The 14,932-nt window shown below is 38.4% G+C and carries 18 protein-coding genes; all 18 read right to left on the bottom strand.

Annotation, left to right across the window (positions count from 1 at the left end; all coding sequences use genetic code 11):
* Nucleotides 1–4: 4 nt before the first annotated feature.
* On the bottom strand, nucleotides 5–541 hold the full coding sequence (grpE, locus tag PGP85_RS03600; RefSeq protein WP_010739453.1) for a nucleotide exchange factor GrpE: 537 nt from the start codon (nucleotides 539–541) through the stop codon (nucleotides 5–7).
* 33 nt (nucleotides 542–574) lie between these two features.
* On the bottom strand, nucleotides 575–1,615 hold the full coding sequence (gene hrcA / locus PGP85_RS03595; RefSeq protein ID WP_010739454.1) for a heat-inducible transcriptional repressor HrcA: 1,041 nt from the start codon (nucleotides 1,613–1,615) through the stop codon (nucleotides 575–577).
* A gap of 121 nt (nucleotides 1,616–1,736) precedes the next feature.
* Nucleotides 1,737–2,885, bottom strand: coding sequence for a radical SAM family heme chaperone HemW (gene hemW, locus PGP85_RS03590; RefSeq protein ID WP_010739455.1), 1,149 nt, complete (start codon nucleotides 2,883–2,885; stop codon nucleotides 1,737–1,739).
* Between the two features lie 178 nt (nucleotides 2,886–3,063).
* A complete protein-coding gene (locus PGP85_RS03585) occupies nucleotides 3,064–3,636 on the bottom strand; it encodes a histidine phosphatase family protein (RefSeq protein ID WP_270326212.1) in 573 nt (190 codons plus the stop codon).
* Nucleotides 3,633–4,394 (bottom strand): adenosylcobinamide-GDP ribazoletransferase, encoded by a 762-nt coding sequence (gene cobS, locus PGP85_RS03580; RefSeq protein ID WP_010739457.1) that lies wholly within the window; start codon nucleotides 4,392–4,394, stop codon nucleotides 3,633–3,635. Before cobS ends, PGP85_RS03585 begins: the two co-directional genes overlap by 4 nt.
* Entirely contained in the window at nucleotides 4,391–4,978 is a 588-nt protein-coding gene (gene cobU / locus PGP85_RS03575; protein ID WP_010739458.1) for a bifunctional adenosylcobinamide kinase/adenosylcobinamide-phosphate guanylyltransferase, read from the bottom strand. The genes cobS and cobU overlap by 4 nt, the downstream gene beginning before the upstream one ends.
* A 6-nt stretch (nucleotides 4,979–4,984) precedes the next feature.
* Complete coding sequence (locus PGP85_RS03570; RefSeq protein ID WP_270326210.1) at nucleotides 4,985–5,719, bottom strand: hypothetical protein; 735 nt, start codon at nucleotides 5,717–5,719, stop codon at nucleotides 4,985–4,987.
* A gap of 6 nt (nucleotides 5,720–5,725) precedes the next feature.
* On the bottom strand, nucleotides 5,726–6,418 hold the full coding sequence (locus PGP85_RS03565; protein ID WP_270326209.1) for a uroporphyrinogen-III synthase: 693 nt from the start codon (nucleotides 6,416–6,418) through the stop codon (nucleotides 5,726–5,728).
* Nucleotides 6,419–6,428: 10 nt separating this feature from the next.
* Entirely contained in the window at nucleotides 6,429–7,373 is a 945-nt protein-coding gene (gene hemC / locus PGP85_RS03560; protein ID WP_270326206.1) for a hydroxymethylbilane synthase, read from the bottom strand.
* Between the two features lie 38 nt (nucleotides 7,374–7,411).
* Nucleotides 7,412–7,978: a cob(I)yrinic acid a,c-diamide adenosyltransferase gene (locus tag PGP85_RS03555; protein WP_270326203.1), complete on the bottom strand. Its 567-nt coding sequence runs from the start codon at nucleotides 7,976–7,978 to the stop codon at nucleotides 7,412–7,414.
* A 15-nt stretch (nucleotides 7,979–7,993) separates the two neighbouring features.
* Nucleotides 7,994–9,478 carry a cobyric acid synthase gene (locus PGP85_RS03550; protein ID WP_270326202.1) on the bottom strand — a complete coding sequence of 495 codons (1,485 nt, stop codon included), beginning with the start codon at nucleotides 9,476–9,478 and terminating at the stop codon, nucleotides 7,994–7,996.
* 5 nt (nucleotides 9,479–9,483) lie between these two features.
* A complete protein-coding gene (locus tag PGP85_RS03545; protein ID WP_090405462.1) occupies nucleotides 9,484–10,287 on the bottom strand; it encodes an ATP-binding cassette domain-containing protein in 804 nt (267 codons plus the stop codon).
* A gap of 25 nt (nucleotides 10,288–10,312) precedes the next feature.
* Entirely contained in the window at nucleotides 10,313–10,990 is a 678-nt protein-coding gene (cbiQ, locus tag PGP85_RS03540) for a cobalt ECF transporter T component CbiQ (RefSeq protein WP_270326200.1), read from the bottom strand.
* On the bottom strand, nucleotides 10,977–11,276 hold the full coding sequence (locus PGP85_RS03535) for an energy-coupling factor ABC transporter substrate-binding protein (RefSeq protein ID WP_010739466.1): 300 nt from the start codon (nucleotides 11,274–11,276) through the stop codon (nucleotides 10,977–10,979). Before PGP85_RS03535 ends, cbiQ begins: the two co-directional genes overlap by 14 nt.
* Entirely contained in the window at nucleotides 11,263–12,012 is a 750-nt protein-coding gene (locus tag PGP85_RS03530) for an energy-coupling factor ABC transporter permease (RefSeq protein ID WP_010739467.1), read from the bottom strand. Before PGP85_RS03530 ends, PGP85_RS03535 begins: the two co-directional genes overlap by 14 nt.
* A 4-nt stretch (nucleotides 12,013–12,016) precedes the next feature.
* A complete protein-coding gene (locus PGP85_RS03525) occupies nucleotides 12,017–12,730 on the bottom strand; it encodes a cobalt-factor II C(20)-methyltransferase (protein WP_270326198.1) in 714 nt (237 codons plus the stop codon).
* Nucleotides 12,723–13,505, bottom strand: coding sequence for a sirohydrochlorin cobaltochelatase (locus tag PGP85_RS03520; protein WP_270326196.1), 783 nt, complete (start codon nucleotides 13,503–13,505; stop codon nucleotides 12,723–12,725). Before PGP85_RS03520 ends, PGP85_RS03525 begins: the two co-directional genes overlap by 8 nt.
* Nucleotides 13,502–14,932, bottom strand: a complete 1,431-nt coding sequence (gene cobA, locus PGP85_RS03515; protein WP_270326194.1) for a uroporphyrinogen-III C-methyltransferase — start codon at nucleotides 14,930–14,932, stop codon at nucleotides 13,502–13,504. Before cobA ends, PGP85_RS03520 begins: the two co-directional genes overlap by 4 nt.

Below are 14,932 nucleotides of genomic sequence, written 5' to 3'. Positions count from 1 at the left end.
CTTATTATTGAGCCACGATCACCATTGCTGGGCGTAGTACACGATCATGTAGTTGATAACCTTTTTGCAACACATTAACGACCGTTTCAGGTTTTACATCGTCCTCTGCGGCTACAGTTTGCACTGCTTGATGCAGATTTGGGTCAAAGGCTTCACCTTCGGCTTTGATCTCTGTAATACCTTCTTCTTTTAAAGCAACAGTCAGACTTTCAAGTACCATCTCTACACCTTTTTTCAGGCTGGTTCCTTGATCATCATTAACTTCAGTTGCTAAGGCTCTCTCTAAGTTATCGATCGCTGGTAATAATTTCTTACCAAGATCTTGCGAACGATAGCGAACCAACTGTTCACGTTCATTTTTATTACGGTTGGACATATTTGCAATCTCAGCGCGAGCTCGCAAAAACTTGTCTTCCATTTCATTGAACTTGCTTGTCAGTTCCTCAACTTCAGAAACTTCCGGAATATCAATTTCTTCTGTTGCATTGTCCGTCGTTTCTTCTAATTCTTCTTCGACTTCGTTTTTCTTTTCTTCTGCCACTACGCGTACTTCCTTTCTTTTTAGGAATCGTTTCTAGTGATATAAGTCCAATGAACGATAATAATCATCCAATGCACTGGTTAACTCATATCGAAAGACTTCCAATAACCCAAAGATTTTCGAATATGGCATTGAGGTCGGACCCAACAATGCGATTGTTCCTCGACCATGCCCACGAATTTCGTAATTTGCCTGAATCATACTCAAGTGATCAAATAGGTCATTACCCATCTCTGTTCCAATTCGAACGTGGATATTATTATCAGCTGGCAGCAATAATTGCGTCAGCTCATCGGAATTTTGCATCAATGAGTACATTGACTTCACATGATTAAAGTCTTGATCCGGGTTGAAATTCAAAATGTTCATCCGTCCGCTTACAAACACTTTATCCTCAAAGGCATCATTCAAAATAACATCAAACAAATGACTGATTCCTTCGGTCGTCTGAAAATAGCGATGTAAGATCATCGGAATCTCGGTTCTTAATTTTTGATAAACACTCACCAAGGGCTGCCCTACTAAGCGATCATTGATGATTCGAACCATTTTCTCCAAGTCTTGACTGTCAACATTTTCGGGTATGCGAAAAACTTGGCTCTCAACATTTCCCTTATCAGTGACAATAATGGCCAAAATCTGCCGATCATTCAATGGAACAATTCGAAATCCTGTCAGCGTCCGATCTTTCATTTCAGGACCAAGCGAAAACGCCGTATAGCTAGTAACTTGTGAAAGCATTTTTGCCGACTGCTGGATGATATCATCAATTTCATGAATATCATTTTTCAACGATCTGCGAATCTGTGCTACTTCTTGATTACTCACCTTTGATGGCGTTAGTAGATAATCCACGTAATAGCGATAGCCTAAAGCCGAAGGAATTCGACCAGATGAAGAATGAGTCTTCTCTAATAAGCCTAATTCTTCTAAAGCTTTCATATCATTACGGATAGTTGCGGAACTTGCTTTTACGCCTTCTTCCATTAAACTTTTTGACCCAACCGGTTGCCCCGTGTTAGTAAAGTCTTGGATGATCAAGCTGAGAATCAGTTTTTGTCGTTCTGTTAACATTCTTCTCATCCTTTAGTTAGCACTCTTTCTTTTTAAGTGCTAACTCGATTATTAATATACCACATCTCCTATAGATGTCAAGGGATAAATGCAAAAAATTAGCACTCTCCGTTAGAGAGTGCTAATTTTCCTTATCAAGTAAAAATTTTTCAAAAACATCATTTCCTCGAAACAAACCTGTCTTAGTCAAACGAACCCTCGAATCCGTTTCAGCTATCAACTTCTGTTGCTTTAATTTCTCAATCACATCACCATAAACATCGGTTAACTTTTGATCGAAACGAGATTCGAAAACAGTTTTATCAACACCTGAAATTTTTCTTAAGCCAAGAAACATTTCCTCTTCGATCTGCTCTTTTTGAGATAAACGTTCTTCTTCAAGTATCGGTAACTGATTGTCGGTTAATGCCCTCATATAATGTTGAATTGGCCCGCGATTTTTGTAACGTCGATTTTCGAGATAGCCACTGGCTCCTGCTCCGAGTCCAAAATAATTCTGATTGTTCCAGTAAACAAGATTGTGCTGACTTTCAAATCCAGGTTTGGCAAAATTACTGATCTCATATTGCATCCGCCCTGCTTTTTCCATTGCTTCTATCGTTTCAGCGTACATTTGTGCTTCCAATTCTTGCTCTGGCAGTTGCATTTTTCCGCGACGAACCCAGTTCATGAACATTGTTTGATTTTCCAAAATCAGCGAATACAATGCATAATGAGGTAAATCTAAGGCCAGTGCACGTTCAACTGTATCACGAAAACTTTCTAAACTTTGACCAGGTAATGCATAAATCAAGTCAATAGTTACATTACTAAAATCTTTTTCTTCCAGTAGACGAACCGTATCATACACATCTTTTGCTGTGTGCTTACGCCCGATTTTCTTCAACAAACGATCATCGAAGGTTTGAACCCCCATCGATAGACGGTTAACACCATAGTTTTTCATGACATCTAATTTTTCACCTGAAAGATCTCCAGGATTAGCTTCGACTGTAAATTCTCCCTCATTATATGGAAGTATTTCTCGCAGTCCGCTCAACAAACGATCCAGCTGTGACGCATTTAACGATGTCGGAGTTCCGCCCCCGACATAAAGAGTCTCCATGTTTTTGACAGGATTCTTAATTAAAGACAAACGCGCTTCCTTCAAAAGCGCTTCTATGTATTCATCCACAGGTTGTCCTTCAAGGAAAACCTTATTAAAATCACAGTAATAGCAAATGTGTTCACAGAAAGGAATATGAACATAAGCTGAAGTTGATTGTTTCATTTTACTCCTCTTTCTTCTACCTAGTAGTAACAAAAGGTATTCTAACACAGTTTTCAACAATCACAGAACTAGGCTAACTGACTAAACAAAAAAATAAGAGTGGTTCATCACTCTTATTAACTTCGGACTATTCACTTTCACTAACCAAAAAAAGAGCCTTCACACTAAATGGCCCCACTTACTTATTCCATGCGATAATTTTAAAAACGTCTTTTTCAGCCTCCATCATCGTATAGTTTCCTTGTTCTACAATTATGTTCCAAAAGTCAAACTCAGGAAAACAGCTTTTCAGAATGACTCGCAGCACACCTAGGTGTCCTACAATTACAAAATCCTGATTTTTTCTGAGTAATTTTTTAAAACAACTCCAAATACGATTTTGAAAATCTGTATATTTTTCAGCATTCGTTGGCGTGATCTCAAAAGGGGATTCTAACCACCGTTCCCATTCTTCCGGAAATTTTTCATTAATTTGATCTGCACTCAATCCTTCCCACAAACCAAAGTTCTTTTCATTTAATTCTTCTAATGAAATGCTTGTTTGAGTTGGAAAAATATATTCAGCAGTTTCAATCGCTCTTTTTAGCTCGCTAGTATAGACAGGTGCCTGAAGTGCTAATTTTTTAAATTTTTCTCTCAGTAAATAAGCTTGTTGGATCCCTGTCTCATTTAATGACACATCAGTTGTGCCATAAAATAAATGGCGCCGATTAAATTCAGTTTCCCCGTGTCGAATCAAATATATTTTCATAGAGAACCTCGCATAATAACTAGAGTTAATAGAAACACGACTTGGGAAATAGGAGAACACGCACCTAAAGTATCTCCATTAAATCCCTCTACTTTGCTAATGACTAATTTTCGATAAAGAAAGACGATCACTACGTTAACAATAAAGCAAACGATTCCGACATCTCTCAAAAAAAGTAGCAGAACAAAGAAAGAAACAAGCTGACAAAAACCTATATCTTGACTCTTCACATTTAGAAAGGCTGTTCCTAACCCTTTAGTGTTGCTGCCAGCATATTGCATTTGATAAAACAATAAACTGATTCCGTTTTTTCCAACAAGATTCAATAGCAAAACAATAATTGCTTGAGACGTATTATTAATATGTGAAAGCAATGCAGAAAAACTGAAAATTAAAAATACATAATAGAAGACAATCGCTAATACCCCATTACTGCCTACTCTGCTATCTTTCATGATCTCTAACATTCGTTCCTTTTTGCGTGACGAAAAAAGCCCATCCGCCATATCGGATAGCGCATCCAGATGAAACCCGCCTGTTAACATCACATCAAACAGCAAAATAAAGATCCATGCAATACTAGGCCCAAACAAATGCTGTAGCGGCCAATATACAACGGCCTCGATAAACCCAATCATTAATCCAAACAACGAAAAAAAGCGAACGCCAGAACGCATCTTTTTTTCTGGTTCGTCAATTTCTACAGGTATCGGTATTCGAGTAAAAAATTGAAAATAAAGAATTATACTATCGATCATTTTATCTTCATTGGGATACCTGCTACCACTAGAAATGCAGCATCCGCTTCCTTTCCTATCATTTGGTTGACACGTCCTAAAACATCCCTAAACCAGCGAGAGAAATCATTTTCAGGAACAATCCCCAAACCAACCTCATTGGTTACAATAACTAGCTGACGAGAATTATTTTTTACCGCAGTGAGGATTGATTGCCATTCGTTCAATATTTCTGCTTCAATTACTTGTTTTTCATTCTCAGAAAGTCCTGCAATTTTCTCGTCGATCACTTTAAAATCTTCACCAAACTTTTTTTTCATCAAATGAAAAAAATAATTTGTGGTCAGCATTGTAGCACAATCCAGTAAATGTATTGATAGTTGTGATTGTTCAATCAAATCAGCTACACCTAAGAATATTTCCTTCGTTTGCCAATTTTTAGAACGTCTTTCTTGATGAAGTGACACACGTTTTTTCATTTCATCGTCTTGAGCACTACAATTTGTTGCGATATAACTAATTTTTTCTTCAGTATTAAGTAAACTTTCCGCAAAAGATGATTTACCACTGCGTGCACCACCAGTTATTAAAATTATTTCTCCCAAAATCTATCACCTCTTTTTGAACTCACCAATTTTTTTTAATTCTGAATACTGAGTCAAAATTTTTGATTCTTCTTCTGAACTCACTGCCACCAAAATAACCGTTGCCGGTCCTCCCGAACAATCAAGTTCCTCCTCTGAAAAAAAATCTGCGTAAAAGTCCGACCCTTCCGTCATTAATTGTGCCTCATAACGAATTCCTTTCGAGCCAACAGGCAGCATGTCTAAAACTCCTGGCTCTTTTCTTAAAGATCTCACTAGTGGATAGGAAAAAATTTTTTGTTGGTTTTTTATAACTTTTTCGCCAACATATGGCGTTCCCAACTTCAGCAAGCTGCACACTGCTTGCATTTTGAAGCATTCTTTTGCTTTGACCTCAGCAATAACCGTGATTCCGATACTGCTCGTCTTGGTGGGCATATTCTCTTCTGTACTACCATTGAGAGAAAGATGAGACAGTTCGGCTTTGATTAATTCTTCTCTTATCCCTTTCAACATGTTTTTTCCAGTTGGATCATGTTCATTGCCGATTAGGTCAACAACAGCAATCGGTTCTGCTCCATAACAAAGTAATTCCATTAATGGGACACGCAAACAGAAAGCCGCTGTCACTGCTGAATTGACTTGAACAGCGTCTAACTCCTTTTCACCGATGCCCGCACTAGAGTCACAAGCAATCACCAAATCTTTATCACTGAAACCAGATAAAATTGAAAGATCACGATATCTTTTTGTTAAATTCACAGCGTACTATTCCTCCCGTTTGATTTCTTGTAATAAACATTCATAGAGATGGGGCATGTCATAGACTTCCGGCTGAATTACTACACTTTGGGTCTTTTGGATTGCCCTTGCAGTAACTGGCCCAATAGCCGCGATTTTCAACCGTGACCAAAAGTCAGCAGGAAGTTGTTGGAACTTCTCAACTGTTTGAAAAAAAGATTCCCAAGATGAGGGACTAGCAAAAAGCACATAATCTATGGGAGCATTGAGTATTAGTTTTCTCAATTTTTCTTGATCTTCTTGATAGAATTCATTTCTATAAATCACTTGCTCCAACACAGTGTGTCCTTGACGAGTCAAAGCGTTGTATATCACACGACGAGCTTGATGTGAATGCGGCCAGAAAACACGCTGCTTATGATTTACAAAACTTGACCATTCTCTTACTAATCCTTCAGAAAAACCTTCTTTTGGTTGAAAATCTACATTTAATCCCAAATCTCGTAGAGTCAACGCTGTTTGATTGCCTATAGCCAATATACTTGCCTGATTGTTTAACTGGGCAAAATCAAAGTACTTCACAGCATTAACACTAGTAAAAAAAATCCAGTCATATTCCCGTTCTAAGCTTTGATAGGGTTGAAAGACTGTCCGATTTAATGGAATAGTAATAATTTCAACATCATTTTCTATGAAACTTTGATAAATATCATTCGGCATGGTTGCCTCTCTAGTATATAAAAGTTTCTTTTTGATCGTTCTTGCACTCCTCAATCAGCGTAATTGCACCTTGTTTAACCATTTTTGCAGCGACAGTTTTTCCTAAAACTATAGGGTCATTTCCTTTCATCGTTTCTTTCAAAATAATTTGCCCGTTTTCACTACCAATCATCCCTGTAAGCTCAAATGTGTTTCCCTTCGACTGACAGTATGCTCCCACCGGAAAAGTACAACTGCCATCCAAACTACCTAGAAAAGCACGTTCAGCAGTTACTGCAATTTCCGTTGGTGCATGTTCCATTTTTTTAAGCATGCTAAGCACTTCGTTATTATCTTTTCGACACTCCAAGGCCAAAGCACCTTGCCCTATCGCGGGTAACATAACTTGCGGTGGGAGTTCTTGATGGTAAACCGTTTGATCCAACCCTAAACGTTCCAAACCAGCCAAGGCCAAAACGATCGCGTCATATTGACCTTCATTCATCTTACGAATTCTGGTATCAATATTTCCTCTGATCGGCTGAATATCGAAATCCGGTCGAACATGTAAAAGTTGCGCCTTTCTTCGAAGACTGCTAGTACCAACGACAGCTTTTTTGGGCAATGTTTCTAATCTGACACCAGCCTCTTTAATCAACAATGCATCTGTTGGTGAATGCCGCTTCATCACACAAGCGAGTGTCAACTCATCATGAATATCAGTTGGAATATCCTTCAAGCTGTGTATCGCAAAATCAATGTTCCCCGCACGAAGCTGATACTCTAATTCTCTTACAAAACAGCCTTGTCCCCCAATTGATTGCAGATTGTGCGTAGCTAAATGATCTCCCTTGGTTTTAATTTTTACGAGTTCAACCTCTACGTCAGGAAAATAACTTTGAAAGACATCTAAAGCTTGTCTTGTTTGTGTCGTAGCGAGTTTACTGCCGCGTGTTCCAACTTTCAGCTTTTTCATTTTCTTCCTTCTTTCACTTGAACAGCTCTTTTTCTAGATCATTTCTTCCTATTAAAAACGGAGACACTGTTTTCATATAATATTTCTGGTTGTTCAGCTTGCCCGTTGACCCAGCGAGCTAAAGCAAAAAAGTAGTCTGATAAACGATTCAAAAATTTCAGTGACTCTTCATTAACAGTTTCTTGCTGTTCTACTAAATCTATTGCATTTCGTTCTGCTTCACGAGTAAAACAGCGGCAAAGATGTAAACTTGCTGCAATAATTGTTCCTCCAGGTAAAACAAAACGATCAATTTTTGGTGATTCCTCCCAATAGAAATCAATTTTTTCTTCTAACCATTCAATCATTTGCGGTTCAATCTTATACGGACGTTTTTCATCTGGTGTGGCAAAATCACTGCCACAGTCAAAGATCCATTGTTGAACGTGAACTAGTTCAGCATATAAGGCGGATTCTTGGCTTAATGAAGCGACGGTGAATCCTACCTGAGCATTGAGCGTATCAATCGATCCATACGCTTGTACACGAGGAACATTTTTTTTAACTCTTTCACCGCCAACTAATCTGGTGAAACCTTGATCCCCATAGCGCGTGTAGATATTCATAGATTTGTCCCCTTTTTAATTCATAATTTGATAAATCTTTTCTAAATCAATATTTTCTCGAATCAAATCTGCTAGCTTATCGTATTCTTGATTTTTATATTCCAAATAAGGCATAGCAATATTTTCAATCGGCGAAAGTCCTTTGGATTCTCGAACTTGATTCAATAACTTCCGCCTCCACGTACTGTTATCAAAAACACCATGAAGATAAGTTCCAAGAACTCTCTTATCCAAGCTGACAGCCCCATCATTTCTTGATACAGCTTTTCCATTGGCAGAGATAATCTGAGCAAAATAATGCTGCTCATGATTTTCTGACCTGCCCATATGAATCTCATATCCGCTAATCGTTTCTTCTCCAACTTTTGCCTCTACTCTTGTAGTGGTTTTTTCTCTTTCAAAATAAGTCTCAATATTTAGCAGCCCCAACCCCTGAAGGCTACCATGATTGGACTCTATTTGATTAGGATCATGCAACATTTTTCCAAGCAATTGAAACCCGCCGCAAATACCAATAATCATCTTCCCCTCATTTCGAACGCGAAGAATTTCTTTTGCTAACCCTGAGTTTTCCAGATATAGGCAATCCTCTAAGGTATTTTTACTGCCGGGCAAAATAAGAATGTCTGGACTGCCTAGCTGATCGCCAGGAAAAACATAGCGGACAGAAACATCAGGCTCACTTTCCAAGCTCTTGAAATCGGTGAAATTCGACATTTTAGATAGCCCAATTACTGCAACGTCTAAATCTTTTTGCGTATTGTACAAACGGCTTACCTTAGATAAGGCGACACTATCTTCATCTTCAATATTTAGCTGCGCATAGGGAATAACACCCACAACGGGAACATCTGTTAAATCCTCAATCATTTTTAATCCCGGATCTAATAATGCGATATCCCCACGAAATTTATTGATAATGATTCCTTTGATTCGTTCTCTCTCCTCTGGTTTCAGCAAATGAATTGTCCCGTAAATCGAGGCGAATACTCCACCTTTGTCAATATCTGCTACTAAAAGGACGGGTGCATTGGCAATTTTCGCCATTCCCATGTTGGCAATATCCCGACTATTCAAATTGATTTCCGCAGGACTCCCTGCTCCTTCAAGAACGATCACATCATTTTCCTTCAACAACTCTTGGTACAAATCTGAAATTCTCTCGATCAATTTTGGTTTGAATTCATGGTATTCCACTGCATCCATATCACAAAGAACCTTGCCGTTAAAAATAACTTGTGACTTGCGATCAGAAGTCGGCTTTAATAAAACAGGATTCATGCGTGCATCTGGTTCAATTCCGGCAGCCTCAGCTTGAAAAACCTGAGCTCGTCCCATTTCTTTTCCTTGCATAGTAATATAGGAGTTCAATGCCATGTTTTGTGATTTAAAAGGCATTACTTTCAGCCCGTCTTGATGAAATATACGACATAGACCAGCAACCAAGATACTCTTTCCCGAGTCCGATGCTGTTCCTTGGATCATTAAACTTTTTCCCATTCCGCTCACTTCACTCTCAACTTTGTGTCCATAAATTCTTGTTCATTTTTGACTAACGGAAATCCCAGCTTCTGATGAATCTTGACTAACCAAGGCTGTTCTAATCCTGCAGTTTTCAATACCTCCTCATCTAAAAACACCTGCTCTGGGTCACCTTCTTTAATCATCCTTCCCTTATCGATGACATACAAGTAGTCGCAAATCTCATACATCAAGTCCATATCATGACTGGATAGAATAATTTTTGTTCCTTGTTGGATTAATCGAGTAATGATTTCAATCATCTGCTGTTTACCGGCGGGGTCTAATCCTGAAGTTGGTTCATCTAACAGCAGCCATTTAGTTTTTAGCATTAGTACACTAGCGATCGCCACTTTTTTCTTTTGCCCATAACTTAAATATTGAACGGGTTTATTTTTTAACTGCTCTATCTTCAATAAAGTAAAAACTTCATCCATTCTTTCTTTTATCTGAGAAGGATCTATACCCAAATTTTTTAAAGCAAATGCAACATCATCTTCCACGATCGAATAAAAAATCTGATGTTCTGGTTCCTGAAAAACGATTCCTACTTCTTGTCGGTATTGATAGAGGACGCTCTTCTTATAGTCTAAAGGTTTATTTTCATAGATAATTTCTCCTTGAGTGGGTCGTAATAAACCAACAATCGCAGCAAACAATGTCGATTTACCTGAACCATTGGCGCCTAATACTCCTACGGCTTTATGATCACTAAAATCTAAGGAAAGATGATGAAGTACATCTGCTTGATTTTCATAACTGACACATAAATCTGTTACCCTAAACATTTTAGCTCCCTCTTTCGTTCGATTTTTAAAGCGGAAAATCTCCGTCAAAGAACTTCATTTCAAGCGAAAGGATCATTTTATTAAAACGATCAAACGTTTGAAAAAACAGAATTTTGATCAAAACGCCTAGAGACTGATAGCTATTTCTAATACCTTTGAAGCCAAAACGCATATCCTGTGCTCGTTTGATAATTAAGAATTCTTCGGCAAAAATGAAAATGAAACGATACATCAACATCGTTAATTCAATCAACAATGCTGGTAAATGGGCCTTTTTCATTACCAATAGCAATTGATGAAAGGGAACAGTCAGGATAAAGAAATACGTACAAATCACACAACTGGCTGACCGAAAGAAAAGACGCACTCCTAAATGCAGTGAAGATTCTGTTATACCTATGAAATGATGAAAGACTGAAATATCAAAAATGAACCCATTGGAATTTGAACTAATTGAAAACAAAATCGTTAGAATACTTATTACCAAAAATGGTGCTGGAACCAAAAGCCATTTGAGATATCTTTTGACTTTTACCTTCGCGACATACACCGTTACAGCACCAACGATTACACTAATCACGACCTGAATTATTGGTGCCGCTAAAAAACAAAGAGCTAATAGACATAGGTAAAAAATACTTTTGACTCCCGGAGAAAGTTCGATCAATCGATTTTCATAGACGATCTTATCAATTAATAGCATTTTTCTTCTTTCCTTTGTAATACCCCAAGATATAAGTGATAATTCCAACACCTAGACTTCCTTGAAGTGTAAACAACAAACTTTCAATTTCGCCGCTTTTAGGTTCCAACAATGAATCAAACCAAGGTGTATAATTTGGATTAATTTCCGTAATAACCGTTTCTGCCTCACCATCCGATCCGCCAAATTCGCCCTTCTGATTGATTAACAAAGCACCAATCATCAAGACTACTACGGCCAGTAAAAGAATGATGTTCAAACTAGTTTTTGATTTATTTTTTTCCATTATTCAAAACGCCTCCTTCTTGAAAAGGAAAATTAGCCGAAATCAAGTTATATGCAACAACGGTCAGAAGACCTTCCGCAATAGCGATCGGAATCTGAGTTAACATGAACACACCTGCGAATTTAGCGATTGCTCCAAAAACGCCGGATGACGGATCTGGGAAAACAAGTCCTAGCTGCAGAGAAGTGGTAAAGTAAGTCGCAAGGTCAGCAATAAATGCGCACAAGAATAAACAAATTGAACTGGAAACATTTATTTTTTTTAAAAGAAGATATACGCCATATCCGACAAACGGACCAATTACCGCCATAGAAAATGCATTTGCCCCCAAAGTCGTTATCCCACCATGAGCAAGAAGCAAAGCCTGAAACAATAAACAAATGGTACCTAAAACACTAATTACTCCTGGACCAAAAAGAGCCGTTCCAATTCCTACACCAGTCGGGTGAGAAGTAGAACCAGTTACTGATGGAATTTTCAACGCGGATAGAATAAAGATAAACGCGCCGCTAAAGGCCAATAGAACTTTGTTTTGCGGATTATCAGCAACTGCTTTTCTGATACTGTACAAACCATAAATAAAAAAGGGAATAAATGCCGCATACCAAAACAAACACCACCCAAGAGGTAAAAATCCTTCCATAATATGCATCGCGTGCGCTTTTTGCGGTGTTACTAGAATCAAAAGAAGCAGTGCAAAGAAGATTTTTTGTACCGTTTTTACTTTGGTTTTCATCTTTTTAACTTCCTTTCAATGTTCTATTCTTATAGACAATCATGGTACTGAAATACGATAGATGATCTTGCTCGCTTAACTCGTTGAGTCCAATCACTATTTTCTCTGAAGCCATTGATGAATCACTTACTAAGATCGTTCGTTCTAGCAGTTTTAATTCTGTTAGAAGCTTTAATACTTTAGGCAACGCGATGGAAACTTTCATTAAAATCACTGTAGATAGTTGCTCCAATGCTGTGCGAATAATCTCTTCATTCGCCGTTGCTGGCAGCACCGCATAACTCTCCTCATCTATGACTAATGGGATTTGCAAATTATTTGAGATTTGACAGAAAGAAGATATTCCTGGAACAGTTTCCGTTTGAATCTTGTCGATCATTCGTTCCAATAAATAGCTGTATGTGCTATAAACCATTGGATCCCCTAATGTCACAAAAGCAACATTCAGACCTTTCTTCACATCACTAATTATTTCTTCTGCGATTTCATTCCAAGCATTTCGTTTCTCGTCCCAATCATTTACCATTGGAAAATGACGCTGCTTGATAGTTAGTCCCTCTTTTAAATACGGGCTGACAATTTGTAATGCAAGGCTTTTTCCACCCTTTTTCGGTTCTGGTGTATAAAGACAGTCAACTGTTTCAATAATCCTTTTTCCACGGATCGTCAATAAGTCTGACGCTCCTGGTCCAGTTCCTACTCCATAAAATTTAGCCATTTCTCGTTCCTTCCATCATCACCGCTGCATGTTCTATAAATTGCTGCTGAATTTCCGGGGCTTCTCCCATCCCCTTAAGAACCGCCTCAACAATAAATCCTGCTCTTTCTAATTGTGATTTCCAAGAATCTTCTTCATTTGATGCCATATCATTTGTGGCGTGATCACCGGCTACTAGCATTAATGGATACAATTTAATTTTTTTATAACTGCTCTTCTTAAGTCGTTCAATTAGCAATGAAATCTCAGGATAACTTTCAACCGCACAAATAAAGATTGGTTTCTTCATAAGCATATGATCTAAGCAAGCATATACGGTAAACGCAGAATGCTGACTGCCATGACCCATCAATACGAGAGCTTCATCTTCGGCTAGTTGACCTGCCAAAGTGTCTAACCAAGCGATAACATTTTGATAATCCTCGATACTGCTAAGTAGAGGTTTGCCAACTTTGATTGTTTTTATTTGATTTTTATACCTCATCGCTTGGTGCAATGCCTTAGAGTATTCACTTCCACTAATAATGTGCAGCGGTTGAACGTAAACTTCTTCATAACCTTCAGCAATCAATTTTTGCATTTGCTGATCCACTGTTAAAATTGTCAGGTTTTCCTGCTCTTCGATTTTTTTGATTACTTTATTCGAAGTAAATGCTCGAAAAACATCAAAATCTGAAAAAGTTTCTGATAGTCTCTTCTCAACTGCCTCAATCGTCTTTTGTCTAGTTTCTGGGTAACTCGTACCAAAGCTGACAGCTACTAACGCAGGTTTCATCGCTTCATCTCCTCTTTCAATTTTTCTACGACACTCTCATAACTAGGTTCTGCTGTCTGGATCACTGGAATCTGATACTGGTCAAAAACCTCTTTTGTTTTCTGCCCCATAACAATAATCTTTTTCTGCTTGGCAATCGTTACTTCTTCTTCGTTCAAAGCGGTTAAAAAGAGCCGAGCAGCTTTTGAATTGGGAAAATACATAAAATCAGCCGTTTGCCATAAGTCAGGTATTTCGATGATTATTTTCTCATCGTGGCTAAGCAACATTTCACCTGCAATATTTTGGGCTTCCAATGTGTCCTTCATTAATGAATCGCCCAAAAATAAGGTATCCGAGGTGATGGTCAGCTCTTGTAAGCAATCCGCTAGATCAGTAAAGTCCGCGTCCATTTGAATTCCAGCTTCTTCCAACCCGGTTCTAGTGTGATGTCCAACTGTGATAAATTGCCAATCAGCTAGTTTTCTCCAATCAGTTTTGTGCATTTTCATTGTTCTGATAAACATCTCAACGCTCAGTCGATCCGTGAAGATTACTTGACGCGGATTAGTAAAATTAATTTTCCCATCAAAAATCTGTTGACTGCTCGGTGGCAGCTCTATGATTTCTGCACCTAAATCGGTTAAACGACTAGCCACTTTTTTCTTTTTTGTAAAAGGAATAGCGATACTAATTGAAAATAGCGGCCGTTCTTCAAAGAAATTTAGATCTGATCTGCGTCTGACCGTTTCTCCAATAACAATTAAACAAGGTGGTTGTAACCCTGCTGCATGAGCTTTTTCGAAAATTGTTTCCAGTGTTCCTTCTACTGTTTTTTGCTGCTTGCGGCTAGCCCATTGAATGATCGCTGTTGGTGTATTTTTGTCTTTGCCATGCTTGATCAACTGTTCCGTAATTTCTTTTAAACCCGACATTCCCATCAAAAAGACTAAAGTTCCCTCGACTTTGGCAGCTGTTGGCCAATCGATTTCCTGTTCTGAACTGTTTAAGTGTCCTGTGTAGACATGGAAGCTTGCTGCCAAATTTCTGTGGGTGATTGGAATTCCCGCATAAGCTAATCCGCCAATCGAAGAAGTGATCCCTGGAATAACTTCAAAAGAGATTCCAGCTTCTCTTAGTGAAGCACCTTCCTCACCGCCTCGACCGAAAACATAAGGATCTCCGCTTTTTAAACGAACCACGTTTAATCCTTGCTGGGCTTTTTGAATCATGATTTCTTGAATCTTTTCTTGTGGGACAGGATGATAGTTGGGCCGTTTGCCTACATAAATTTGATCACATCCAGCCTTGCAAGCATTAAGAATCGCAGGATTGATTAATCGATCATACACAATCACGTCTGCTTGCTCGATTTTTCTTAACCCCTTAACGGTTAGTAGTTCTGGATCGCCCAGACCGGCACCGACTAAAGCAATTTGTCCAATCAT

The organism is Enterococcus malodoratus (assembly GCF_027659535.1).
Taxonomy (GTDB): domain Bacteria; phylum Bacillota; class Bacilli; order Lactobacillales; family Enterococcaceae; genus Enterococcus_A; species Enterococcus_A malodoratus.
Note: the sequence above shows the minus strand (reverse complement) of the source record. Positions and strands in the feature narration are given on the sequence as shown.

What these genes read in the sequence shown, in the direction of transcription:
- hemC (WP_270326206.1), bottom strand. Translation starts at nt 7,373, where the DNA reads ATGAAAAAGCTGAAAGTTGGAACACGCGGCAGTAAACTCGCTACGACA.
- PGP85_RS03545 (WP_090405462.1), bottom strand. Translation starts at nt 10,287, where the DNA reads ATGTTTAGGGTAACAGATTTATGTGTCAGTTATGAAAATCAAGCAGAT.
- cobA (WP_270326194.1), bottom strand. Translation starts at nt 14,932, where the DNA reads ATGATTGGACAAATTGCTTTAGTCGGTGCCGGTCTGGGCGATCCAGAA.
- hemW (WP_010739455.1), bottom strand. Translation starts at nt 2,885, where the DNA reads ATGAAACAATCAACTTCAGCTTATGTTCATATTCCTTTCTGTGAACAC.
- PGP85_RS03520 (WP_270326196.1), bottom strand. Translation starts at nt 13,505, where the DNA reads ATGAAACCTGCGTTAGTAGCTGTCAGCTTTGGTACGAGTTACCCAGAA.
- hrcA (WP_010739454.1), bottom strand. Translation starts at nt 1,615, where the DNA reads ATGTTAACAGAACGACAAAAACTGATTCTCAGCTTGATCATCCAAGAC.
- PGP85_RS03585 (WP_270326212.1), bottom strand. Translation starts at nt 3,636, where the DNA reads ATGAAAATATATTTGATTCGACACGGGGAAACTGAATTTAATCGGCGC.
- PGP85_RS03530 (WP_010739467.1), bottom strand. Translation starts at nt 12,012, where the DNA reads ATGAAAACCAAAGTAAAAACGGTACAAAAAATCTTCTTTGCACTGCTT.
- PGP85_RS03565 (WP_270326209.1), bottom strand. Translation starts at nt 6,418, where the DNA reads ATGCCGAATGATATTTATCAAAGTTTCATAGAAAATGATGTTGAAATT.
- PGP85_RS03550 (WP_270326202.1), bottom strand. Translation starts at nt 9,478, where the DNA reads ATGGGAAAAAGTTTAATGATCCAAGGAACAGCATCGGACTCGGGAAAG.
- PGP85_RS03525 (WP_270326198.1), bottom strand. Translation starts at nt 12,730, where the DNA reads ATGGCTAAATTTTATGGAGTAGGAACTGGACCAGGAGCGTCAGACTTA.
- PGP85_RS03535 (WP_010739466.1), bottom strand. Translation starts at nt 11,276, where the DNA reads ATGGAAAAAAATAAATCAAAAACTAGTTTGAACATCATTCTTTTACTG.
- cbiQ (WP_270326200.1), bottom strand. Translation starts at nt 10,990, where the DNA reads ATGCTATTAATTGATAAGATCGTCTATGAAAATCGATTGATCGAACTT.
- PGP85_RS03555 (WP_270326203.1), bottom strand. Translation starts at nt 7,978, where the DNA reads ATGAATATCTACACGCGCTATGGGGATCAAGGTTTCACCAGATTAGTT.
- cobS (WP_010739457.1), bottom strand. Translation starts at nt 4,394, where the DNA reads ATGATCGATAGTATAATTCTTTATTTTCAATTTTTTACTCGAATACCG.